This is a genomic window from Rodentibacter myodis (genome assembly GCF_001999305.1).
Lineage (GTDB): Bacteria > Pseudomonadota > Gammaproteobacteria > Enterobacterales > Pasteurellaceae > Rodentibacter > Rodentibacter myodis.
Map to the genome: position 1 here is coordinate 1 of NZ_MLHQ01000028.1, position 25,908 is coordinate 25,908.

17 protein-coding genes are annotated in these 25,908 nt (G+C 36.0%); 4 read left to right on the plus strand and 13 right to left on the minus strand.

The annotated features are described in order from the left end of the window. The 5 genes from BKL49_RS10525 to epmA all read right to left on the minus strand — a co-directional run. Positions 1-6,055, minus strand: a 6,055-nt coding sequence (locus BKL49_RS10525; RefSeq protein WP_077425232.1) for a two-partner secretion domain-containing protein, incomplete at its 3' end; no start/stop codon positions are given. 29 nt (positions 6,056-6,084) lie between these two features. Continuing rightward, positions 6,085-7,800 carry a ShlB/FhaC/HecB family hemolysin secretion/activation protein gene (locus BKL49_RS10530; RefSeq protein ID WP_077425234.1) on the minus strand — a complete coding sequence of 572 codons (1,716 nt, stop codon included), beginning with the start codon at positions 7,798-7,800 and terminating at the stop codon, positions 6,085-6,087. Positions 7,801-8,293: 493 nt separating this feature from the next. Beyond that, positions 8,294-9,661 carry an L-serine ammonia-lyase gene (locus BKL49_RS10535; RefSeq protein WP_077425236.1) on the minus strand — a complete coding sequence of 456 codons (1,368 nt, stop codon included), beginning with the start codon at positions 9,659-9,661 and terminating at the stop codon, positions 8,294-8,296. 34 nt (positions 9,662-9,695) lie between these two features. Continuing rightward, positions 9,696-10,925, minus strand: coding sequence for an HAAAP family serine/threonine permease (locus BKL49_RS10540; RefSeq protein ID WP_077425238.1), 1,230 nt, complete (start codon positions 10,923-10,925; stop codon positions 9,696-9,698). A gap of 234 nt (positions 10,926-11,159) precedes the next feature. Beyond that, a complete protein-coding gene (gene epmA / locus BKL49_RS10545; protein WP_077425241.1) occupies positions 11,160-12,143 on the minus strand; it encodes an elongation factor P--(R)-beta-lysine ligase in 984 nt (327 codons plus the stop codon). 309 nt (positions 12,144-12,452) lie between these two features. On the opposite strand from epmA, the gene frdA reads away from it, so the two are divergent. From frdA to frdD, 4 genes are read left to right on the plus strand one after another with little or no spacing between them, the layout of a single operon-like run. After that, the gene (gene frdA, locus BKL49_RS10550; RefSeq protein WP_077425243.1) at positions 12,453-14,252 is read left to right on the plus strand and encodes a fumarate reductase (quinol) flavoprotein subunit; all 1,800 of its coding nucleotides are present in this window, start codon (positions 12,453-12,455) and stop codon (positions 14,250-14,252) included. Next, entirely contained in the window at positions 14,245-15,015 is a 771-nt protein-coding gene (locus tag BKL49_RS10555; RefSeq protein ID WP_077425245.1) for a succinate dehydrogenase/fumarate reductase iron-sulfur subunit, read from the plus strand. Before frdA ends, BKL49_RS10555 begins: the two co-directional genes overlap by 8 nt. 10 nt (positions 15,016-15,025) lie before the next feature. Then, positions 15,026-15,436 (plus strand): fumarate reductase subunit FrdC, encoded by a 411-nt coding sequence (frdC, locus tag BKL49_RS10560; protein ID WP_077425247.1) that lies wholly within the window; start codon positions 15,026-15,028, stop codon positions 15,434-15,436. A gap of 11 nt (positions 15,437-15,447) precedes the next feature. Then, a complete protein-coding gene (gene frdD, locus BKL49_RS10565; RefSeq protein WP_077425250.1) occupies positions 15,448-15,792 on the plus strand; it encodes a fumarate reductase subunit FrdD in 345 nt (114 codons plus the stop codon). 71 nt (positions 15,793-15,863) lie between these two features. Here the strand turns inward: frdD and ndk are convergent, their stop codons facing one another. The 8 genes from ndk to BKL49_RS10605 all read right to left on the minus strand — a co-directional run bounded on the left by ndk (position 15,864) and on the right by BKL49_RS10605 (position 25,897). Continuing rightward, on the minus strand, positions 15,864-16,286 hold the full coding sequence (ndk, locus tag BKL49_RS10570) for a nucleoside-diphosphate kinase (protein ID WP_077425253.1): 423 nt from the start codon (positions 16,284-16,286) through the stop codon (positions 15,864-15,866). 13 nt (positions 16,287-16,299) lie between these two features. Further along, positions 16,300-17,601 carry an aminopeptidase PepB gene (gene pepB / locus BKL49_RS10575; protein WP_077425255.1) on the minus strand — a complete coding sequence of 434 codons (1,302 nt, stop codon included), beginning with the start codon at positions 17,599-17,601 and terminating at the stop codon, positions 16,300-16,302. A 1,444-nt stretch (positions 17,602-19,045) separates the two neighbouring features. Beyond that, a complete protein-coding gene (locus tag BKL49_RS10580) occupies positions 19,046-20,296 on the minus strand; it encodes an O-antigen ligase family protein (protein WP_077425256.1) in 1,251 nt (416 codons plus the stop codon). A gap of 5 nt (positions 20,297-20,301) precedes the next feature. Continuing rightward, positions 20,302-22,200 carry a polysaccharide biosynthesis protein gene (locus BKL49_RS10585; protein WP_077425258.1) on the minus strand — a complete coding sequence of 633 codons (1,899 nt, stop codon included), beginning with the start codon at positions 22,198-22,200 and terminating at the stop codon, positions 20,302-20,304. Positions 22,201-22,227: 27 nt separating this feature from the next. Continuing rightward, complete coding sequence (locus BKL49_RS10590) at positions 22,228-22,815, minus strand: sugar transferase (protein ID WP_077425260.1); 588 nt, start codon at positions 22,813-22,815, stop codon at positions 22,228-22,230. Position 22,816: 1 nt separating this feature from the next. Further along, positions 22,817-24,028 (minus strand): DegT/DnrJ/EryC1/StrS family aminotransferase, encoded by a 1,212-nt coding sequence (locus tag BKL49_RS10595; RefSeq protein WP_077425262.1) that lies wholly within the window; start codon positions 24,026-24,028, stop codon positions 22,817-22,819. Positions 24,029-24,044: 16 nt separating this feature from the next. Beyond that, a complete protein-coding gene (locus tag BKL49_RS10600) occupies positions 24,045-24,857 on the minus strand; it encodes a glycosyltransferase (protein WP_244151995.1) in 813 nt (270 codons plus the stop codon). A gap of 8 nt (positions 24,858-24,865) precedes the next feature. After that, positions 24,866-25,897: a Stealth CR1 domain-containing protein gene (locus tag BKL49_RS10605; protein ID WP_077425267.1), complete on the minus strand. Its 1,032-nt coding sequence runs from the start codon at positions 25,895-25,897 to the stop codon at positions 24,866-24,868. Between the last annotated feature and the right edge of the window lie 11 nt (positions 25,898-25,908).

Here is a 25,908-nt window from a genome sequence, read left to right on the forward strand (position 1 = left end):
GTTCGCTACCTGCTTTATTACCTTTCGGTTCTTGCACCTCGCTGTAAATCGGCTCTTCTGTTGCACGAGATAGACGGTTTGTATTTACATCAGTTTCTGTTTCTTTTGAGGTAAAACGTTTTGCTTTCTCTTTGCCTTTTTGTGCTAATTCCGCTAAATCTAATACTTCAAAACTAAAACTTGTGCTTGCGTATTTATCATCACGCTGAACAGTTTTGGATTTTTCAAGATCTTGATTAATCTCTCCCTGCACATTTCCCGCATTAACACCAGATAATGTTGAATCTTGGGTTGCTTCATAATGTTTTTGTGCAGAACGTCCGCCACGCACGGTTGCCTGTGATGTTCCACGTTCATTACGACCAATAGATAACCCAAATTCACCACCATCTTGATGATGATAATCTGCAAGAGATTGATGCGTTACATCACCGTCAATCTTAAATGATTTACCATTACTTTTATCTACAAAATAACCGCCTTTTAAGTCAAGCCCTTTAGTTTCGCCTTCCATTCTATTAGCGGCAATTCCCGATTGTTTATTGACCTTGCGGCTTTGTTCGGTCTCTCGTCCATAACCGCCACCAACGGTTCCCGTAGGCGTAATCGCCGTTGTGGTTGAAATAGACATACCTACAGAAGCTGAGGCATCAAAATGCTGACTGGTTCTGTCATAGCTATCTTGTTTTGACTCAATATTTGTTTTTCCAGCGATCTTGGAGCGATAAATATCCGCTTCAAGATTTGCCCCCGATAAATTAAGATTTTTATCCGTTTTGATACTCAATTGTTCAGCGGATAATTCGCTATTTTGGTAGCTCGTTGAAGTTGAATTCATAGTGCTTCCATTGGTTTCAACAGATACTGAAGAACCCACTGCACAACCTTGCACCATAAGACCACAAGAAACACTCACTCCTTCAGAATATTTAGCACCAGCCGAGGATTCGGATTCACTTCTTTCTGTTTTACCCGCATTAATATTGACATCATCTTTCGCATTAATATTTAATTTACCTGATTTTTTATTACGTTCTACGTTATTTAATTCAACGCCACCGTCAGTCGCCGTTAAGGTTAAATTACCGTTAAGCTGCGTTCTATTATCAGATTTCTCATTAAGTTTATAGGATGATGAAGAGTAACCTATCTGTCTTTTCACTGAGCTACCAACCAGATCACCGGTAGCTAAATTCGCAACATCGCTGGCGACTTGTAATGCCGCTGTACCATCTTGTTTAACCCCTTTTTTGGCATCTTCTGCCTGTTTGACGGCATGGCTAATCGCATCCGCTATTGCTGAATGTGCTTCGCCCACAATACCTGCGGTAACATTATCTTTTCTGGATTGGTAGTCGGTTTCATCCTTTTGCTTTGTAGAGATGATTTTTTTCGCAGTTAAGTTCAAACCTTCGGTCGGCTCATTCGCTTGTTGTTCAAAGAATGATTGATCTTTTTCTGCCATTAATTCATCAATTTCTTCCTGAGATAATTTTCTCAATTCAGGTTTTTCACCAGTTGGTGTAGATTTACTCCCTTCTTGCTTTTTGGCTAAAGCATTATCACTATGATTTGGCGACACTGAACCTTCTGCCATTGCAGAGGCTGGAGTATGATCTTCAACTGCAGTATCAGATTTATTAATATCTAGTCCGCCAATATCTAACGTACCTAAAACGTGTAAATCACCCGTTTCAGCATTTAATTGGCTATTAGAATGCTTCAGGTCCGTTTTGCTCTCTTTTTCTGAAACCATTTTCAAGCCAACTTCACCATTTACGCCAGTATGTGTGCTTTCGGTAGTTTGTGTTGATGCCCCATCAACAGTGCCGTATTCAAAGGATTTTGAATAACCGCCACCATTAAAGGAAATACCAGTTGCTAATTGTGAATAAGCTTTTGATTTTTCACTATGCTCAACATTTTTCCCTGCTTCAGTATTGTAGTCTCCTTTTACTACCCCAGTAATACGTTTGGCATTAAGCTTACTGCCCACTTGATTTACATCTTCTTCAACTGCAAGGTGCAAATGATCAAAGGTTACATCAGAACCTACTGATTCAGCTTTATAATGGCTTTCGCTTTCACTACCCACTTCATCTGTATAGAAAAGACTGTTCGCCACAATGCTTTTTTGTTTATGTTGACTACTAAATTTGTGAGTGTCAGTCATATTGAGTTGTTTTGTTTTGGCAAAACCTGTTTTAGCTTTGATATCTGAACCTTTGATATCAATGGAACTGTCCAAATCAGTCTCTAAATGCATATGTTCACCAGAGGTGATTTGGGATTTTTGTACTTCAGTATTCCCTTTTTCATCTGCATAAGATGTAGAAGAAGACTCAATACCTTTATGACCTTTCAATTTAACCAATTCTTCGCCTAAAACACTACCTTGATTTTTAATTTTATTGTCAGCTTCAATATCAACTTTTCGCCCAGCAATCGTTCCTTGGTTATAAACATCTTTAGTTTTTAACCGCAGTTCTCTAGCTTTAAGCACCGCTTGACCTAAGCCTTTATATTTCTCAGCATCTTCTAAGGTACTCTTAGCGAAATAAACTTGTGGTACATAAACTTCTTTACCATTTACATTTGATTTCACATACCAAATAATGTCTTCTTTCAGATTTTCTTGCTGTTCTTTAGTGAGTGCTTTGCCTAAAGTTAAATCCAAATCATTAGAAACATAAGATGCGTTATCCATTAGACGTTTAACTAAATTTACGTTAGTTAAATCGTATTTTAGGGCTAAATGGTTATCGACCTTTTTCTCAATGCTGCGAGTAATTAATTGATGTTCAAAATAACTATCGCCAATTACACTGACTTTATCGCCTTCAACTTTAGCGCCAAGCTTATTAAAGAAGTAATCTGAACCCACATAATCTTTTTGATTGATATAGTTCACTCTGGTTTGATATAACGGATCAACCTCAATATGAGGACGCTGGCTTTCTTCCGCAAGTTTTCGTTGTTTCGCTAATTCATCTGCTTTACGTTTTTCTTCTTCAAGTTTTCGCTGATATTCTTCTAGCTCTTTTTTCTGTTGTTCAGAAAGCTCTTGTTGCTTTTTAAGCTCTTCTTCACGTTGTTTTGCTAAACGTTCTTGTTCTAAACGCTCTTTTTCTAATCGTTGGCGTTTTTCTTCTTCTGTTTCGGCCAATAAACCGTCATCAGGAACAACAATCTCTTTTTTCTCGTTTTCTACTTTTTTATTTTGTAATGAACGATCAATAAATAAATGTGGGTTAGCCAACACTTCTAATAATACAGAAAGATCAATTTCACTATCACTATTATGTTGTGATGGCGCAACAAAAGGTTTAAATTCTACATTTGGTGAGGTAATTTGATGTTTACCAACAGCAACATTATGTTCAAATTTTCCTTCTTCGCCTGCTTCACCATTGATTAATACCTTAGCTTCTCCTTCAAAACTGCCCGCTAAGAATTTGGCTTTTTGATTCGGATAAAATGTACGAGAATGCTGATCTTTTACATAATCCAAATATTGAGTTCTTAATTGGTTAATAGATTGAGCTTCCCAATTAGGGCCAAAAATCGTCGTTAAGGTTTGTTGGAAATCTGGAGAATCTATAGATTTTAATAATTTCAATACTTCTCTCTTAGTAACCGAATAATTTCCTTCTTTAGAATATTCATTTGAATTTCCAAATAAGAAATGGCTACTAAATAATTCATCCAATGAATGGACAGTATATTTCTTAGCTGACTGTAGACCAGTTCCAAGAATATTTAATCTAGGCAAAAAACTAAATTGTAAATTAATAGGCTTTTTCAAATAATCTAAAACAATTTCTTTCTTGATAGAGCGCATATTATTTTGAATAGCCTTAGTACCATTTGAAATAAATTTTCCTTGTACATTAATAACACCTGCATTGACAATACCTGCGTCGTAATTATTTGATGGTTTTTGGATAAATTCAAAATCTCCTTCTCCGCGAATATTAGCTGTTTTAGCAACATCTAACGAAGAGCCATCAAACTCAGGTAAATCACCCTCTATGGTATAGTAATAAGTATATGTATACCCAGAATCACTGCGTGTTAATTTGATTTTTTTAAAGGCTGTATTAACATTACCTCTTAATTTTACATCGTTAGTTAAGTTTTCTGCAGAAACTGTTAGTTTATCTTTTGATAAAATATCACCAAGATTATAAACAAAGCTATTTGCATCTAAATTCATTCTTCCATCTGAATGCAATACACCTGACTCTACATTATTAATAAATGAAGTTAATGAAGTGAGATTTAGTGCGTTTTTAGCCCCTAACACCCCTTCGTTTCGAATACTTTGATTACTAGTAATAGATAAAATATTGCCGCTGGTTAAAAGACCTTTATTCTTAAATTCATTACTTTTAATCGTAAATGAATTGGCTAATTGCGTTTCTGAATCTTTATCAAAATAAGCTTCATTGGTTGCAAGGATTAATTCATCTTTTGCTTCAGGTAATTTATGTGATTGTGAATGGAAATGGGTATTATCTTTAAAGGTAAGAGTAGCACTGCCCTCACTTTGGATGGTTCCATTATTTTGATAATAATTTTGACCGCGCTTTCCACTTTCCGCTTTTTCCGTGTTCCCTTTCGTTGTGATATTTAGGGTTTTCTTGGCGAGAATATCCTTATTATTTTTTAGGGTATCCGTTTCAATTGTGTTAAAACGAGCGGCAATGGTACCGTTATTGGTGATCTCTTTTGCATCAAGAGTTAAAGTTGTTGCAAGAAGTGTAGAATTTTCACCGACATTGGTAACATTACTTTTTATATTAACTTCAGTACCGCTGATTTTAGCTTTATTTTTAGTTGATAATTTTTTAGATTGAACATTAACCTTCTTGCTCTTAACTTGAGCATTATCAGCCAAGGCAATTTCATCACCTATCAAATCAGTTTCTTTTTCGGCAGCAATTTGTGAATGAACATTTAACTTATTTGCGTTGTTAATTTTTACCTTTTCTTTGGCTTGTAAGATTGAAATATCAACATTTCCTTGCTGGCTATTAATTTGAATATCTTTTTCCGATAAAATGATACCTTTATGATTAACCCCAGCTCCGCTATCTGTAGTAATAAATTGAATGTGGTTACCATACATTGCCCCTGCTTCCGTACCCGTAATGGCAACTTCTGTTGATGTTTGTTTTTTTGAGGTTGCAATACGATTAATTACATCATATTCTGCTGAACCTGCCACAAAATTAATATCGGTTTTTGATTGATTATTATCTTTTCCAACGTGGCGAATCGCACCTTTTTGTTCTATTTTCTTGGCGACAATATCAAGATATTTCAAACCATCTGTCGCAATACCATTTTCACCGATGGTGACTTGGCCTTTATCAACATTTAGCTTTAATTCTTTACTTGGATCAATAACATTACTTGTAGAAGCGACAAAACGATCAGTATTAAAGGTTTGAACGCCATTAATATTGATCCCATTTGGGTTAATCACCAGCAAATCGGCTTTATCCCCAAATACTTCAAGCCCACCTTGAATTTGGCTCATTTGGTTACCCGTAACTTGAGTTAAAATCGCTCTTGCTGTTTTACCGTCGAGATTTGTATTTTTATCTAAATAGCCAATTAAATGAGAAGACCCTTCTTTTAGACTATTATTAAATACGGCACCATTGTGAATATTTAAACGTTCAAATTTATTATCGGAAATCCCATCATTTTGCGGTTTAGCAATTTCAACCACTAATACGTTATTTTGTGTATGCGAAATCTTTGTTTCATTATTATTTTTATCCAAAACAGTACCCTGTGCAAAAACACCATTTGGAAGCACAATAAATAAAGTTAATGTTGCCGGTTTTAGTAGCTGATTGATAAATTTTGATACTATCGAAAAAGGAAATGCACCTGTAATGATTTCATTCTTTTCTAAATCTAAGCCAACTTCTCTATGAGGATTATCCTTAGAATTTTCCGTAGCATAACTAATATATTCTGCAACCGGAATTAAGCAGGACTTGGCTTTGCTAAAAATAAGCTTGTATCTATCTTTGTTCATTGTTTTCTCCTATCTAAGTAAATAATAAATTAAAACGAAATCGAAGTATTAACGTAATAGACGCCTGCATTATCTGCCTTATTACATTTATTATCACATTTAATATTTTTTAATGGCTTAGCATAAGTAAAAGATAATGCCAATTGCTTTATCTGAGTCTTTCCGCCTATTGCAAAACCAGCAATAGATTCACTTTTATTCTCAATACGCTTAAATGTTCTACCAAAGTCAATACCAATAAAAGGTTTTATCTGTGAAAGATAAGTTTTATTCGGATAGAATGGTAATTCTAAAGTTTGAGAAAGATAATAGCCGCTTTCTCCTGAGCTAATCCCGCCCTTAAATCCCCTTACAGTATATTCATCACCAATAGAAAATTGATTATCCGAATACAACGCATAAGGAGAATATTGAAAACCTAAGCGAAATTGATAGTTAACATAGCGTTGCTTAATAATGAAAGGCTTATACCAACTTATACTTCCCGAAATTAATTTTAATGTTTTACTTGTTTTCCGATTATAAGCTAAGCTATCTGAATGGAACCAATTTAAACCATTGGAATAGGAAATATCGCTGTATAACTTACCATCAAGAAAATTAGTAATATGAGATAAACCGATGGTTAATTTATTATTATGATAAAGGCTGACTAATCGTTCTCCGATATAGTTCTTTCTTTTCTTAAACTCTAATTCACTGTAAGCCGAAAAAATAGAAGTTTTACTACGAGTTAATACTCTAGATAGCTTAATATTAGCAGTTTGAATTTTTCCGCTGGAAGAGTAAGAATTAATGCCGTTGAGTTCTTTTTCATTATCAGATTGCGAAAGACGTAGATCTAACGTATAAAAAGAAAATGGTTGACTATAACTTAATGAATAATTTTGTTGATTATTTTGATTATGGTGTTTATAAAGTCGATATCCGGTAGATAAATACCAGCTATCATTTGTACCCAATAAATCACTCCAACTCATACTTGCTGTTAATTGATTACGTCCGTTAGCATTATTTTCCACACCGGAATTATTAAAACCCAATGTAAAGTGAGGTAAATACGTTCTTTTTGTAATAATATTTAAATTAGACTCTCCTACTTTTTCTGCAGCAGTAACTTTAATCTCGGCAGATTTATTGGTTGTATTTAAAATCTCAATGAATTGATCAATATCGTGTACATTTAAAATATTATTTTTAATATTTGGTAAAACAGAAACCATCGCCTTATCTCTAAAATTTTTAGGCGGTACTCCATTTATTAAATAGTCACTTACATATCCCCAATGAATAATGAAATGTAACTCATTTTTATGGGTAATATTCTCTTTTAAACCTATAGCACTGGTAACATAACCAGCCTGATATAACACATCGGTCAAATCTTTGACTAAATTAAGCACTTGGTTTGTTGTAAGTGGTTTATTTTGATACTGCTTAATCACAGATGTGAAATCTAAATTTGTAGCTTTCCCCCCATCGTCAATGGTAATCAGGCTTATTCTATTTTCTGTATTAGTTTTTATATCGCTGTTAAAAGAACTATCTTTGCCATTATGTTCCGGCTGTTTTTCAAACAAGAACTTTTGCGCTCTCTCAAAAGCTTTATTTGTTTCATTAAGCGTCTCTTGATGTTTTAATTGTTGGATCTCTTGTGTTAAAACGTCATTCGAATGGGCTGGATTGGATAATAAAGAAAAGCAAACTAGAGAACTTATAGAAGTTCCCTTAATTGATGTTTTCATCAATTTTTCTCCTTTTTATATTGTAAGTTAAAAAATAATGTAATTAGCAATAAGCTAAATTTAATCTCTGACTTAAGCCAGCTCTTCTTTAATTTTTGAAGGCAATTCAAATAACTAGAATAAACTCCCCTTAACTAATCGTTTTAAAATAAGTTTAAACAACTCTAATTAAAACATTATTTACATTCTATCCGTTGAATAGAATTAAGAAAATATTAAACTTGTATAAATAATGTTCGATTAATTTCAAAAATTCTTAATTTCATGTATAGAATTTTATTTTTCTACACACACACAGAGCTCAATGACTTTGCTTTGTTAGACTGACTTAGATATTTTTTCTTACACAAATATTTTAATCAAACAGAATTTAGAGTAGCTATTGAACACAGCTATAAGAAAAAGTTAAGAAAAAGTGCGGTCAAAAATTTTGAGATATTGGTTTCAACCAATAAACTATTTCCATCATTATTTTAACCGCACTTTTTAAAGATTAAGAACAAACCACTTTCACCGCCAAACCGCCTTGTGAGGTTTCGCGATATTTTGCATTCATATCTTTGCCGGTTTCGTACATCGTTTCGATGACTTTATCAAGTGTTACGCGAGGATTGGTGGTACGGCGCAGTGCCATACGTGAGGCATTAATGGCTTTTACCGAAGCAATGGCGTTACGCTCAATACAAGGCACTTGGACTTGTCCGCCCACAGGATCGCAAGTTAAGCCAAGGTTATGTTCCATCGCAATTTCTGCCGCAATACAGACTTGCATTGGGTTACCGCCGAGAATTTCCGCCAAGCCTGCCGCAGCCATTGAGCAGGCAACCCCGACTTCACCTTGACACCCTACTTCCGCACCGGAAATTGAAGCATTCATTTTATAAAGCGAGCCGATCATACCGGCGGCTAATAAATAGCGTTCTACAATTTCCTGCGTTAACGGTGAAACAAACTTATCGTAATAAGAAAGCACGGCAGGGATAATACCGCACGCGCCATTGGTTGGTGCGGTAACAACCCGTCCACCTGCTGCATTTTCTTCATTGACGGCAAGGGCGAACATATTTACCCAGTCGATAACACGCATTGGATCGTTCGATAAATTGGTGTTGGCTTGCAACATTCGATATAAGGAAGCGGCACGGCGTGCGACCCGTAAAGGGCCGGGCAAAATCCCTTCGGTATGCAAACCGTGGTCAATACAGGCTTGCATCGTCTGCCATACGTTTGCCAAATGTGCTTTTAATGCCTCCTTACCGTGCAATGCAATTTCATTTTCAAGCATAACGGTAGAAAGCATTAAGCCATTTTCACTGCAGTGGCGTAAAATATCTTCCGCATTTTTATAAGGATAAGGCACGTTAACAGAATGCTTTTCTTCTTCACCGAAATGCGCTTCATCTACAATAAAACCACCACCGATGGAATAATAAGTTTGACGATAAAGTATTTCACGATTGGCATTCAATGCGGTGATCGTCATCCCATTTTCGTGCAACGTTAAAAAAGTGCGGTGAAAAATCAGATTATTTTCAAAATCAAATTTCACCGTTTTCTTGCCTTGAGCAATCAACAATTCTGCCGTTTCTTTTACTTTTTCAATGAAATAGGGGATCAAATCAATATCCACATCGTGGGGTAAATAGCCCGCTAATCCCATAACAATGGCAATATCTGTGTTGTGTCCGCGTCCGGTCATCGAGAGCGAGCCATACACATCCACGTGAATTTCCGCAACCTGTTCAAACTGACCTTTTGCGATAAGATCATCCACAAATTGTTTGCCAGCTTTCATTGGTCCGACAGTATGGGAACTGGAAGGCCCAATTCCCACTTTAAACATATCAAATACGCTAATCATAGATTTCTCGTCAATAAGCTAAACGCAAAGCCAACTATAACAATCCATATACCACGGCAGAGATAGCAATTAACCCCATTACGGTAACAAAAACATTACTAAAACGTCCTTGATAACGTTTCATCGCCGGTATTTTACGAATAGCATACATTGGCATAATGAATAAAATCATAGCAATAATTGGGCCGCCTAATGATTCAATCAAACCTAAAATACTCGGATTAATGATTGCCACGCCCCATAAGGTAAGCAAGAAAAATAATGCCGTACCATAGTTTAGCTTTTTACGATCAACCGCTTTTCCTTTCATTTTGACATAAAGCCCTTCCAGCCCTTCACGCGCGCCCATATAGTGTCCAAAGAAAGAACTGGTGATGGCTAAGAAAGCGACCAAAGGCCCAAAATAAGAGATATAAGGGTTATCAAATTTATTCGCTAAAAATGACAGAATACTGATATTTTGTGCTTTTGCAGCGAGTAATTCTTCCGGTGTTAAGGTCAATACGCAGCTAAACACAAAGAACATCACAAAGAAAAGTAGAATAGCCGAAGTGCCTTTTTCCGTAAGCCCAATATGACGTTCTGTACGATCAAACTCTTTATATTCACGATATTGTGAACAAGTGAAAGAGGAAATTGCCGGTGAATGATTAAAGGAAAAAACCAACACTGGAATCGTTACCCACAATGTTGTAATAAAACCGCCTACGGTCGGAAATTCGTTCAACATTGAGCCATTCCATTCCGGAATAAGATAAATCGACATTGCAAACAAGATAAAGACTAACGGATACACCAGCCATTCCGTAATTCTTAACATTACTTTTTCATTAAAAAGCATCACTGAAATTAATACCGCAATCAAAACAAAAGAAAGCAACGCACGATTTGGCGATGCCATTCCAAGCTGATTTATAATGAAAGAATCTACAGTATTCGTGATACCATTCCCGTAAATTAAAAGAATTGGGAAAATAGCGAAAAAATAAAGTAGCGTAATCAATTTACCTGCCGTTTTGCCGAAATGTTCTTCAACAACCTCGGTGATATCACTGCCCGGATTTTTAGAGGAAAGCACAAAATAGGCTAACCCCCGGTGGGCGAAATAAGTCATCGGCCCCACAATAATTGCCATAATCACTAACGGCCAAAAACCGCCCATACCGGCGTTAATCGGTAAAAACAAGACACCCGCGCCCACCGCCGTGCCAAACAGATTCAGCATCCATACGGCATCAAATTTATTCCATTTTGGATTTTTCATAGTAAACACCTTAAAAAAGAAAAAGATCAAATATCCATCAGGCTAAACAAATACTTAGCCTATAAATTGGGCGCGAATAATATGCTTGAAGGGAATCAAATTCAAAGAGATATTTTAAGAAATGTGATCTAGATAACATTTTTATGTGCTTTAATTGCATAAATATTTATTTGGATCAAAGAGCGGTCAAAAAATATCGTTTTTTTTGACCGCTCTTTTGGAATTTTTGGCGAATTAGGCATTTTCAATGGAGAAAGAAATCACCTCTTTAATACTTGTTGCATTCAATGCAATCATAATTAAACGATCGATCCCTAGTGCAACACCCGATGTATTTGGAATGCCTGCTTTTAATGCGCCTAGAAAACGCCGGTCAATCGCTCTCACAGGTAAGCCTGCTTTTTCACGCTGACGATTATCTTGTTCAAAACGCTGTTCTTGTTCTCGGGCATCTTTTAGTTCGTGAAAACCATTTGCCAATTCCAACCCTTTATAATAGAACTCAAAACGTTCCGCCACCCGTTGATCTTCCGGACTTAATTGTGCCAGTGCGGCTTGGGAAGAAGGAAAATGATAAATGGCGACCGGTGCATCCTGTCCAATTTGCGGTTCAACGACTTCACTAAATAAAAACTGCAATAAGGTATCACGATCTTCATCTTCGCTTGCCATAAAATGATGTCGGCGGGCGGCTTCCACCAATTCTTTACGATCGGCAGAAAGGGGATCAAGCCCCACATATTCTTGAAAAGCAAATTGATAACTCATACTTTCGGCAGGTTTACAATCTAACACTTGTTGCAATAAATCATCCACTTCGTTAATTAAGCGATACATATCAAAGTGCGGCCGGTACCATTCCAGCATCGTAAATTCCGGATTATGGCGATTGCCGGCTTCTTCATTTCTGAATACTTTACTGATTTGAAAAATCGGCCCACTTCCTGCCGCCAACAAGCGTTTCATATGGTATTCAGGGCTGGTTGAAAGCCACAGCGTTTTTGATTGCTCATCAAAAGGGGCAACAAACTCCGTGTTAAACGTTGAAAGATGAAGATCCGTTACGCCAAATTCACTCAATACCGGTGTTTCCACTTCAAGCACACCGCGATCAGTAAAAAAACGGCGAATCTCGGCAATAATTTTTGCTCGTTCAAGTAAGTTTTCAATAGACGCTGAAGGTTGCCAAGCAGGAGATTGAGGGGGAAGTGCGGTCATTTTTTCTCTTATTTTTTGTACTGAATGATTTTTAGTTTGTGCATTGTAAACGAGCCGATTTTTCAACTCAACTTACTTTTTCCTAGGCTATTTTTTTCGCCTAAGTATCTTTTCATTCCTATGCGAAATAATAACCTCTCGCATTTATTTTTCCTCTATAAATTAACTTTTTTGAGGTAGATCACAAAATTACTAATTTATCCTCAATACTGCTGAAAAAAAGTTATTAATTTATAAAAAAAGTGGCAAAATGAGGTAATCCACCCTTATGGGTGTTTTGTTTTTACTTTCTACGATTGGAGGAATATCGTGCAAACTGTTAATGTCGATATTGCAATTGTTGGTGCTGGTGGTGGCGGTTTACGTGCAGCGATCGCCGCAGCAGAAGCAAATCCTAACTTAAAAATTGCATTAGTCTCAAAAGTGTACCCAATGCGTAGCCACACCGTGGCAGCAGAGGGCGGTGCAGCAGCCGTTATCAAAGAGGAAGACTCTTATGATAAACACTTCCAAGATACCGTTGCCGGTGGTGACTGGTTATGTGAACAAGATGTTGTAGAATATTTTGTACAACATTCTCCGGTGGAAATGACACAACTTGAACGCTGGGGTTGCCCTTGGAGCCGTAAAGCCGATGGTGATGTAAACGTTCGCCGTTTCGGTGGAATGAAAATTGAGCGTACTTGGTTTGCGGCGGATAAAACCGGTTTCCATTTATTGCATACACTTTTCCAAACTTCAACCCAATATCCTCAAATTCAACGCTTTGACGAACACTTTGTGTTAGACATTTTAGTGGACGATGGCCACGCCCGTGGTATGGTTGCGATGAATATGATGGAAGGCACATTGGTTCAAATTAATGCCAATGCCGTGGTGATTGCAACAGGTGGCGGTTGCCGTGCTTTCAAATTTAATACAAATGGCGGTATCGTTACCGGTGATGGCTTATCTATGGCATATCGCCACGGTGTACCATTACGCGATATGGAATTTGTTCAATATCACCCAACCGGCTTACCGAATACCGGTATTTTAATGACCGAAGGTTGTCGTGGTGAAGGCGGTATTTTAGTCAACAAAGACGGTTACCGTTATCTGCAAGATTATGGTCTAGGCCCTGAAACCCCAATCGGTAAACCACAAAATAAATATATGGAACTTGGTCCACGTGATAAAGTTTCTCAAGCGTTCTGGCAAGAATGGAAAAAAGGTAACACTTTAAAAACTGCAAAAGGTGTGGATGTCGTTCACCTTGATTTACGTCATTTGGGTGAAAAATATTTACACGAACGTCTCCCATTCATTTGTGAATTAGCAAGTGCTTATGAAGGTGTGAACCCGGTGAATGAACCGATTCCGGTACGTCCTGTTGTTCACTATACCATGGGCGGTATTGAAGTGGATTTCAACAGTGAAACCCGTATTAAAGGTCTCTTCGCTGTGGGTGAATGTGCATCTTCAGGCTTACATGGTGCAAACCGTTTAGGTTCTAACTCTTTGGCTGAACTTGTTGTCCTTGGTCGTGTTGCCGGTGAATATGCGGCACATCGTGCGGTTGAAGCCCAGCCGGCAAACCAAACTGCCGTTGATGCACAGGCAAAAGATGTAGTGGCGCGCTTAAAAGCGCTTCATAAACAAGAAGGTAATGAATCCTGGTCTGAAATCCGTGATGAAATGGGAACCGTAATGGAAGAAGGTTGTGGTATTTACCGCGATCAAGCTAGTATGCAAAAAGCCGTTGATAAAATTACGGAATTAAAAGAGCGTTATAAACGTATTCGTGTTGCCGATAATTCAAGCGTATTCAACACTGATGTGCTTTATACCATAGAATTAGGTTACATCCTTGATGTGGCACAATCAATTGCGAACTCAGCGATTGAACGTAAGGAATCTCGTGGTGCACACCAACGCTTAGACTACACTGAACGTGACGATGTAAATTACTTAAAACACACTCTTGCTTTCTATAATGAGAATGGTGCGCCGCGCATTGAATATAGCCCGGTAAAAATCACTAAATCTCAACCTGCAAAACGTGTTTACGGCGCGGAAGCAGAAGCTCAAGAAGCGGCGGCTAAAGCTAAGGAGCAAGCAAATGGCTAATTCACCGGTAATGAATGTGGAAGTATTACGCTATAATCCTGAAAGCGATAAAGAACCACATTTAAGCACTTATCAAGTGCCTTATGATAACCAAACATCCTTACTTGATGCGTTAGGTTATATTAAAGATAAACTTGAACCTTCCCTTTCCTACCGTTGGTCTTGCCGTATGGCAATCTGCGGTTCTTGCGGAATGATGGTTAATAACAAACCTAAATTGGCTTGTAAAACCTTCTTGCGGGATTATAGCGGTCATATGCGCATTGAACCGTTGGCAAACTTCCCGATTGAGCGGGACTTGGTGGTTGATTTAAGCCACTTTATCGAGAGCTTGGAAGCAATTAAGCCATATATTATTGGCAACGAAGCTCCGGCTTTAGACGGTAAACCACATCCTTCAGCAGAACTTGCAAAAAGTCGTACGAAACAAACACCGGCTCAACTTGAGAAATATCGTACTTTCTCAATGTGTATTAACTGTGGTTTATGTTATGCGGCTTGTCCACAATTTGGTTTAAATCCTGAATTCCTAGGCCCTGCCGCAATTACAATGGCTCATCGTTATAACCTTGATAACCGTGACCACGGTAAAGCACAACGTATGCCACTATTAAATGGTAAAAACGGGGTATGGACTTGTACTTTCGTGGGTTATTGTTCCGAAGTTTGTCCAAAACACGTAGATCCGGCGGCGGCAATTAACCAAGGCAAAGTGGAAAGTGCCAAAGATTATGTTATCTCTATGCTGAAACCAAAAGGCTAAGGGGGAAGGAATGTCAGTAACTGTTAGTAAACGCAAAAAATATGTCCGCCCAATGACGGCTACTTGGTGGCAAAAATTGGATTTCTACAAAGCTTATATGCTTCGTGAAGCCACTTCAATTTTTGCAGTATGGTTCTGTATCGTATTGCTTTACGGCGTACTTTGCCTTGCAAGCAATCCGATGCCTGGGTTAGGTATTTTCAACTTTATTGAATTTTTGAAAAATCCAATTGTCATGCTACTTAATATCATCACCCTAGTAGCAACCCTTTACCATACGGTAACTTATTTCTTAATGACACCAAAAGTGATGAACATCATTGTAAAAAATGAACGTTTACCACACGCTGTTGTAAGAAATTCACTTTGGGCAGTCACTGCTCTCATTAGTGTGGTTGCTTTGGTTTTAGTTTATATCTAAGGGAGAAAAAAATGATTGATAAAAATCCAAAACGCTCCGGCGAACCACCTGTATGGTTAATGTTTGGTGCAGGTGGTACAGTAAGTGCTATTTTCTTCCCTGTGGTAATTTTAATCTTAGGTCTGCTATTACCGTTTGGCTTAATCGAACCGGCAAATTTAGTCGCTTTTGCCTATTCTTGGATTGGTAAATTAGTGATTCTTGTACTTACTATTTTCCCAATGTGGTGCGGATTACACCGTATTCATCACGGTATGCACGATCTAAAAATCCATGTTCCTGCAGGAGGCTTCATCTTCTACGGTTTAGCCACCATTTATACCATTTGGGTATTATTTGCAGTGATTGCTCTATAAAAAAATAAAGAAACAAAAATAGCGGGTTTTATGCCCGCTATTTTTTATCTACAAGTTATTGATTAATACAACTAACGCTCACAAATTTCTGAATCTGCAAAGAAATAAGCAATTTCGCGATGAGCGCTTTCCACGCTATCAGAGCCATGCACTGAATTTTCATGCTGACTTAATGCAAAATCTCTTCGAATTGTTCCTTCCGCAGCCACTTCCGGATTTGTTGCACCAATCAAAGTGCGGTAATCTTTTACAGCATTTTCCTTCTCAAGCACAGAAACCACAACAGGTGCAGACATCATATACCCGACCAAAGATTCAAAAAATGCCTTCCCCTGATGTTCTACATAAAAGCCTTCTGCCTGTTCTTGTGTTAAATGCACCATCTTAGTCGCCAGAATTTTGAAACCATTTTGCTCGAACCTCGCTAAAATCATGCCAATAAGATCACGTTTTACTGCATCCGGCTTAATAATTGAAAGCGTTCTTTCCATCATATTTTCTCCTTTATTATGCTGATTTTGATAATAATAAATTTGCAAGCGTTTGTACGCCAATTCCGGTTGCCCCCACGGCCCACAAATCACTTGCTGATTTGCGATAAGTTGCCGAACAATCAATATGCAACCAATTTTGTTGGTAATTCTTCACAAAATAAGATAAGAAAGCGGTTGCCGTACTTGCCCCTGCGCCCACCGGTACAGTTCCGATATTGGCAATATCAGCAAAAGAAGAGCCAATTTGTGAACGATGAAATTCTTCAAAAGGTAAACGCCAAAATGCTTCATTTTCCACTTTTGCCGAATGGAAGAGATCCTCTACTAATTCTTCATCCATTGCCAGAACAGAATGGTAGTCATTTCCCACAGCAACCTTAGCCGCACCAGTCAAGGTGGCACAATCAATCATAAATTCAGGATGTTGACTATCCGCCTCAAGCAATCCATCAGCCAGTACTAAACGACCTTCTGCATCAGTATTGAGGATCTCTGCCGTAATACCATTTTTATAAGTGATAATATCGCCTAATTTAAAAGCATTTCCGCTTACCAAATTTTCTGCACAGCATAAATAAAGTTTTACACGGTGATTCAACCCACGAGCAATCGCCAGTCCCAATGCACCGGTTAATAAGGCAGCACCGCCCATATCCGTACGCATCGTACTCATTCCTTCACTCGGTTTAATACTATAACCACCACTGTCGAATGTGATGCCTTTACCCACTAAACAAGCTAAAACCGGTGCATTTGGAGCTTGTGACGGATTAAAATCCAATTGTAACATCGCCGGTAGATTATCTGAGCCTTTCCCAACCGTCCAAATCCCTTGATAACCTTGCTTTTCCAGTTCCTCACCCAAAACTATCTGAAAATTGACCGCACTTTTTTCTGCATAATTTTCCGCCTGTGCCGTAATAAATTCAGCCGCACGCTCCGCCAATTTCACCGGTGTTAAACTTTGTGCAGGTTCATTAATTATACCTCGAACAAAATCACCACATTGAATACGTGCTAACAATTCATCCTGTGGCTCATCATCTAAATGTGGAAATTCAATACTATAGTCCTGCTTTGCCGTATAAAACCCTTGATAAAACGCCCAACAAAAATCCAAATCCCACTCATCACCTATAAGCTCAACATCTTTAATGCCCTGCCCACGCAATTTACGTGCCGCACGCTGCACCAAAGTGCGGTCATTTTTTTCATTATTTTTTAAGTGAATCACCGCTTCATCACCATTAAAACTTAAAATTGCATTTTTTCCCCAACTGTCTGAAGCGGGGCGGGTTGAAAGAATAATTTCCATTTTATGGTCTCCATGCAAAAGCTACAATGGTTACTTGTAAAATGTATCTTATCAATATTTCCATTAATAAACATCACACTTGCTATCAATTACACTTTGAAATATTTGGCATATGTCCCTTTTATAGTACGATATAATAAAATCAAAGCCATTATTCATAGTCTATATCTACCGTCCTAGATAGAGCTTTAAGCTCGCTTGAAGTGAATGCTTAGATAATTTCATTAACAAAACCAAACAGTTATACTCAGGCAATCCAAATACAAACCAGTTACTGATGAACAATAATCCTATTTATTGCAGCATTGTTTGTTAAAAATATCTTTGTGATATGCTTTCCTCTCCCGAACGTACAAAAATAGGAACTAATAACCTAAAATATGCACGTTTTATCAAAATATTCATAGCTTTGGTTCTTGAAGAAATCAAGGAAATTGAACTACCTACGACAACCTCCCAGGCCAACAATGTTTTTTGGAGGCTGGTGTCAATATGCCGAGATTGGATTAATGATCACAACCTTTTTTCCACTACGAGCTAAATTTAGAGTTAACCAACGAAAAGGAGAATTGCTATTTATCCCACTAATTGAATATGAAGAACTTGTGCTTAGTCACCGTAATTGATAAATATTCGGGTTATCTCACTTAATCGACTACAATATAAATTTACACCTCTCGACAGGATACTTACTAAAAAATATTGGCTCAACCAACTTATCGTCTTATTTAATCATGATATTAACGATTAAGGTGGGGTTTTTCAAGATAAAGTCTAATTGATTAAAAACATAAGGAGTGAACAACATGCAGGTATTCTCACTTAATGAATTAGCAAGCTTTTTTAATGAAAACATTGCTTTATCACTTAGGATTATTATACTATCAATAATGTGAGTAAGGGGTATGGGCAAAAACCTTGCTACACAGAGGGAACAACGGTGGTCAATACTCTCAGTCCTATCGACCGTTCCAACAAGCAAACATTTAATTCATCGCCAAAGATAAGGCGGAGGAGAAGCCCCTCCATAGTGAGAGCATGGAAAAATTGTTAATCATTTAATTTTGCCCTAAAACATGCATCAAAACGGCAATAAAGGTTACTTTTTTTTCGTATTTAATACTATTATGATAGTCTATCAAGGTCATAATATGATTAATTTCAACTTACTAAAATTATAAATACAATAACCCGTATAGTTTTCCACAGCCAATATCTTATATTGCTTAAATAGGCGAACAAATGGTTTTGAAAAACCACTGAAGGTTCGTTTTTATGGATTCTAAGAAATCTGAATTACCAGTACAGATTAATTATCTACTCATTACGCCTGACACAGTAAAAAATACGAGCCATACCCACAAAAACTATTTCTTCAACAACTAGAGGCTTTCGTGTTAGACATTCTTAATGAAGTATCCAAATCTATTGAACTAAATAAATATTAAAAGCTAATTTGACGTTTCTCTTCATTAACGGTAAATGAATAAAATAATCCTATCAGGAAAAAATAAAATATATTCCCCGAATTATGAATTAGAAACGATTGAGTTAGACAATAGCTCATTGTAGAAACTATATGAATAATTCCCAAAGTTGTAATAAATCTTACTCTTTTATTATATTGAGCATTTTTTTGTTTTTTATAAAAAATATAGAGCGGAATGATAAAAATTCCTAGGATAGCAAATCCACCCAAAACTCCCTTTTTAGCTAAATCATCTATAAACTGATTATGTAGATGTACATACAAAATAGATGTTTTACCAACAATTCCTTCTTGGGCTAACTCTTCTTTATAATTATATAATTCATCTAAGCCCCAACCTGAAACAGGACGTTTTCTAAAAGCATTATAGCCAATTTTCCACATATCTAAACGTTCTCCAACTGAGCTAACGTCATTACTACCATTTAAATAATAACTATCAAGTTGTTGTTTAGCTTCAGAAATACGACCAATAAACTTATCATTCATCGTTAATAATGAAAGACTAATGACTAAGGTCGTTAAAATAGTAAATAACAACTTTTTAGACAATAAATGCCTGTATAAAAAAATGGCTATTAAAAATAGAATAGGAACCCCAATCCACCCACCGCGCGCAAAAGAAAGTATACTTGCAAAAACACCGAATAAACCTGTAACAACAGCTAACAAGGCCAACTTATATTTCTTTATATCATACAAATAAAGTACAACAACAAAACTAAATACCCCAAGTGACATTGCAATATCACCTGATTGAATTTTCATTTGCTCATAAAATGCACTAGGCAAATGTAAAATATAATACTGATAAATCGCTACCCCCCCTGCAATAAAAGAACCAAGTGGTATACTATGTAGCAATATATCAAATGTTGCTGCGCTGTAAATAATAAAAACAATCACTGAAAGAAATAAAAATGCTCTTAATGGGTTATCTATTAGCTTAATTTTTTCACCATGAAATAAAATAAAGCATAGTGATATCAAAAAATAAAATCCTATCGCGAAAAAGATAATTCTATTCTGTTTAATAATTTTTCCAATAGAGATTTTCTTATACAGAGCATAAAATAGGAATAACACACTAACAACTAATAGTATAGTGGAACCATAGTTATATCCTTTTGGAAAAACCAGAAGCAATGTAAAAAATAGAAATACCGGCACAGCAACAAATATTTGATGATACTTTACATTAATCATAAATATTAGCCCTTATATAGAACATCAACAATTTCTGCTGTTGGTTTAAAACCTGTCGGAGCCTCTAATAATATTTGACGGATAGAAATATAATCCGCTGTTGTGCAAGCTTGCTCTAATTGTGCTAATACCTCAGATAATTGATCAATTGGTAAATACTTTTCTTCCGCTGCCATAATACGTAAGTGATCAGTTTTACGAATATTATCATCACCAATCAATAACTCTTCATAAAGCTTTTCGCCAGGGCGCAAGCCAGTATAAGTGATTTCAATATCACCTTTAGGGTTATCTTCATCTTTCACAGATAATCCCGATAATTGAATTAAGTTTTTAGCTAAATCAACAATTTTAACTGCATCCCCCATATCTAAAATAAAGACCTCACCTCCTTTTGCCATTGCTCCGGCCTGAATCACAAGTTGAGCTGCTTCAGGAATTGTCATGAAATAACGGATAATGTTTGGATGTGTAACAGTAATTGGTCCACCTTTTATAATTTGTTTTCTAAATAGTGGAATTACAGAACCTGATGAACCAAGAACATTACCAAAACGAACCATACTAAAGCAGCAAGTGTAAGAATCTTTTAATTGCTCAGACAATGCTTGTAAGCAGAGCTCTGCCATACGTTTACTAGCTCCCATTACATTTGTTGGACGAACTGCTTTATCTGTTGAAATTAAGACAAAAGACTTAACACCATGCTCCATAGCACATCTTGCAACATTATATGTTCCAAAAATATTATTTCTTACTCCTTCAATCATATTGTACTCAACTAGAGGAACATGCTTATAAGCTGCAGCATGGTAAATTGTATCAATGTCAAATCTAGATAATACGTGATCTAATCGTTCAATATCTTGCACATTTCCTAAAATAGGGTAAATCCTAATATTCTGAATACTATTTTTCTTCGTAATTTCCAATAATTCTTGATGAATGGAATAAAGTGAAAACTCAGATACCTCAAATAGAATTAATACTTTAGGATTATTCAATATAATTTGACGGCATAATTCAGAACCAATAGAACCACCAGCACCTGTTACCATCACGACTTGATCAAGTATATTTTTTTGTAATAACACTTGATTGGGTAATACAGATTCACGCCCTAATAAGTCTTCAATTTTCACTTCACGTAATTCATCAATTTTCGCATTTCCCTGTAAAATATCTTCCATATCGGGAATGGTTTGTACTTTTACTTTTAAAGGAATAAGGCTATCAATAATGGCTTTACGCTCACTACGTGAAGCGCTTGGAATGGCTAGCAAAATAACCTTAATGTTATATTTCTGAACAAGTTTTAAAATATCTTTAGGAGAGAAGATTTTATTCCCTAAAAGGTAAGTTCCATGTAATTTAGCATTATCATCAATAAAACCACGAATACGATAACGATAAGCATGTTTTAGTACTACTGCTAACTGTCGCCCAGTTGAACCTGCACCATAAATTAAAACAGATTCGTTATCTTTATCTAAAATTAAACTTACATAGTAGCGAACTAACATTCTTGCACTACCACATAGTAAAAATACATAAGAAAAATAAATAACCGGTACTGTTCTTGGAATATCAGAACCAATAAAAAAAGAGAAGAAAATTAGACTTATAGACGAAACACAAGCGCCACCAGCAACCATCGCTAATGCTTTAAAAGAAATATAACGTAATACTGCACGATAAAGTCCCAGCTTAACAAAAGTAAGTAAAGTTATAGCAATAGTACAAAACAAGGTTACCCAAATTTTCGTATTATCAAAAGCAACTATTCCACCTAATCGAGTCCAATAGGCAAGAAAGAAAGCTGATGTAAGTAAAATAACATCGACAAAAAGACTTATAGCTCTTTTCTTAGATCTAGACATTTCAAATATAAGGGAATAAATCATAATAATATCCTTAATTTCAATAATTATTTAACGGATAATTTTTAGTATTGTCAAAAATATAATTTTGAAATATTCAAGTAAACTCTTGTTTTGAATATATTTCATATTATACTGTATTTTTTCCGGCATAATCTTCTCAATATAAACTTTCTCCGGATCACTAGATTTCCCTAACATTTCATTCTCATCCATATATTCAATGGATGCATAATCGGTGATACCTGGTTTCACCGAGAGTACTTGTCTTTGTTCATTGTTATAAAGACCAACATATTTTCCCACCTCAGGTCGAGGTCCAACCAAACTCATCTCCCCAATCAATACATTGATAAGCTGAGGAAGTTCATCCAATTTATATTTGCGGATAAAATAACCAGAGCGAGTAATACGTGGATCTCTCCCCCCTACAGTAATCAATCCTTTTTTGTCAGCATTAACCACCATAGAACGAAATTTAAATAAACCAAATTCTTTACCATTTTGTCCAATACGAATTTGCTTATAAAAAACACCGCCCTTTGAATCTAATTTAATCCAGATGGCTAAAATAACAAAAACAGGAGCAAGAATAATTAATCCAATTAAACTTAAAATAAAATCAAAAAAACGGATCACTCTATTTAACCTTATTATAGGCACTAACTATCGAATCAATAACAAATTTAACTTGTTCATCTGTTAATTGCGGATAAATTGGAAGGGAGATTTCAGACTTATAATTAACATAAGCCTGAGGATAATCCTCAATCTTATATCCTAAATTTTTGAATAGGGTTAACATCGGCATTGGAATAAAGTGAACATTCACAGCGACTTCACTTTTCGCAATTTCATCAATCATAGCATCACGCTGTGCTTCAGTGAAATCTTTAATACGTAACGCATATAAGTGATAGGATGTTTCTTTTCCCCCCTGTTTTGACGGAGGTAAAATTGCCCAATCGTGCTGCTTAAAGGCTTCGCCATAAGTATTAAACACCCGTTTACGTTCTTTTAATAAATCTTCATACATACGAATTTGAGCCAAACCAATTGCAGCATTCACATCTGCCATATTGATCTTCATTCCTAATCCCGTAATGTCATAACGCCAACCGCCAGCTTTACTCTTAGAGAAAGCATCCTTTGTTTGACAATTTAATGCCATTTGTCGAAGTTCAGCATAAAGTTTTGCATTATCAAAAGGTTTGGGCAAATTAATACAAATTGCACCACCTTCAGCCGTAGTTACATTCTTTACTGCATGTAATGAAAAAATGGCAATATCAGTCTCGCTGCCTGTTCGAGTATCTTTTTTGTACCAAGCCCCTAAAGAATGCGCGGCATCATTTAATACTAAAATTCGCCCTAATTTTTTTTGATTTTCACTTTCAGCAACAAAGAGCGGTTGAATTTCTGAGGATTTTACTAAATCCATTATTTCATCATAATCACAGGGAAAACCAGCAATATCCACAGGTATAATAGCTTTTGTTTTTGGAGTAATTGCTTTTTTTATCGCATCTAATGAAATATTAAAATCTTCCGAAGAATCTACCATTACTGGTTTTGCACCGACATGAAGCACCGCTAAAGCAGTAGCACTATAAGTGTAAGCCGGTACAATCACTTCATCACCTTCTTTTACGTCAAACCAACGAAGCATCATTATCGCAGCAGAAGTCCAAGAGTTAACACAAAGCACTTCTTTTGCCCCTGAGAATTTTTTAATTTCTTCCTCTAACGCTTTTACTTTGGGACCTGTTGTAATCCAACCGGAGCGTAGGGAATCAAGCACTTCGTTAATGACATCATCATTAATATATGGAGGGGAGAATAGAATTTTCATTTTATAATTTATCCTTTTATCTAAATAATTTATACAACAACCTTTTTACAAAACTTGGTGAAATTGACATGATAAAATAAGCAAGTGCATAAACATCGGCTTTTAGACCATAATTTAAATCCCGATTAATATGGAATAATCTAAATTTTAACAAGTCAATAGACTTTTTATAGTCTGCTCGCCTCACAAAAAAATCTCGACTTGTTCTTACCTTAACTCCAACATAATCAATATTTGCTAAAATACGATTATTTAATAATCCTTGGTACCATAAAAGTGTATCTTCTGCCATTCGCAATTTCCCACTATAAGTCACATTATTTGAGAAAAAAGTTTTTCGAAACATAGCAGTTACATGTGGTATTGGATCGCGTTTCTCAAAAAAAGATACCATTCCTTTATGAGAAAGAGGATACTCTACAACTTTCCTTGTAAGCAGCCCCGCATCATCAATCTCAGCAATCCAAGTCCCAACGACATGAACATTAGGATTCATTTTCAAAAAAGCTACTTGCTTTTCAAAACGTTCAGGCATCGCAATATCATCAGTATCCATCCGAGCAATAAAATCATAACTACACTCCTTGAATCCAATACTTAATGCATTACCTAAACCAATATTTCTATCTAATTTAATAATTTTTAATTTATCCCTTAAAATTAACTTCCATTCCTCAATAGCCACATCTAATTCTTTTGTTAAGGGACCATCTTGAACCAAAACAATCTCATCAGGCTTTAAAGTTTGTTCAGTCCAAACACTTTCCATTGCTTGTTTAAAATACTCTGGTTTTTCTTTATGATAAATGGACATTAATACAGATAGCATAATTTCTCCTATACTTCAAAAGATCCTTTTTCAGGAAATCTTCTGTCTAAATATTCTGTGATTCTGTTTTTTATAATTTCATAATCTAAATCAGATAATGTTGGCGAATCATTAAAGCATACAAAATTAGGTTGCAACTTATCACACTTCTTAATCATATTATTTAAGTCATCAATTGAACAAATATTATCTTCAATACCGTCATTATACTTAAATGGGAAAAAATCACCTTTTGCCAGATGCCAGTATCGATACAAATATTGAGTTAAATCAGTGTCAGCTCTGAAACGGTTTTTTGAACAAATCTGCATATTTAGATAGAATTTATCTTTTACCTCAAGCAGAGTTTTTCTCAAATAAGGTTGAGGAAGATGCCAATGCTCAAACCAAAAATATTTTTTGTATATTTTTTTCAGTAGGAAATTACTAATTTTATTTAACGGTGAATAACTTTTATGATAAAGGAATTCATTATTAAGCTCTAATGGTTTAAAAAACTCATTTATTAAATCAATGTTATTATTCAGTGAATTAACCCAAGAGTCAATATTCTTAATCATTCCAAAAACTTTATTACGAGGAAACCATCCATGGCATAAAAAGTCAACTGGCATTCCTTCCACAAAAAAACGTTCAATATCTGTTTTTGAAAAGATAATCATATCATCATTCAGATAAATAAAACGTTCTGACAATCCTTGAATATTAGGTAAATTCATTTCAATTGAACTTGAGTTAAACACAGGTAAATGTTCTTTACTACCATAAATATCACTATGTTTCACCAGCTCAATTTTAGATGAATGAATATTCAACCAATCTGGATAATGTCCACAAGTAATTAAATAAATTTTATTGTACCAAGGACAATTCTTTTCTATTGAGCGTAATACATACTTTAATGTACCTGAATCCCGAAACCTTGCGTTTGCATTTGCATCTGATGACGATTCATTTCCTGAATGTTGTTGTCTTAACTTTTGCCACTCCGGATCTTGGTTATCTACCCAGGGTAATACAAAATCAACTCTAGCAGACATGTGAACTCCTT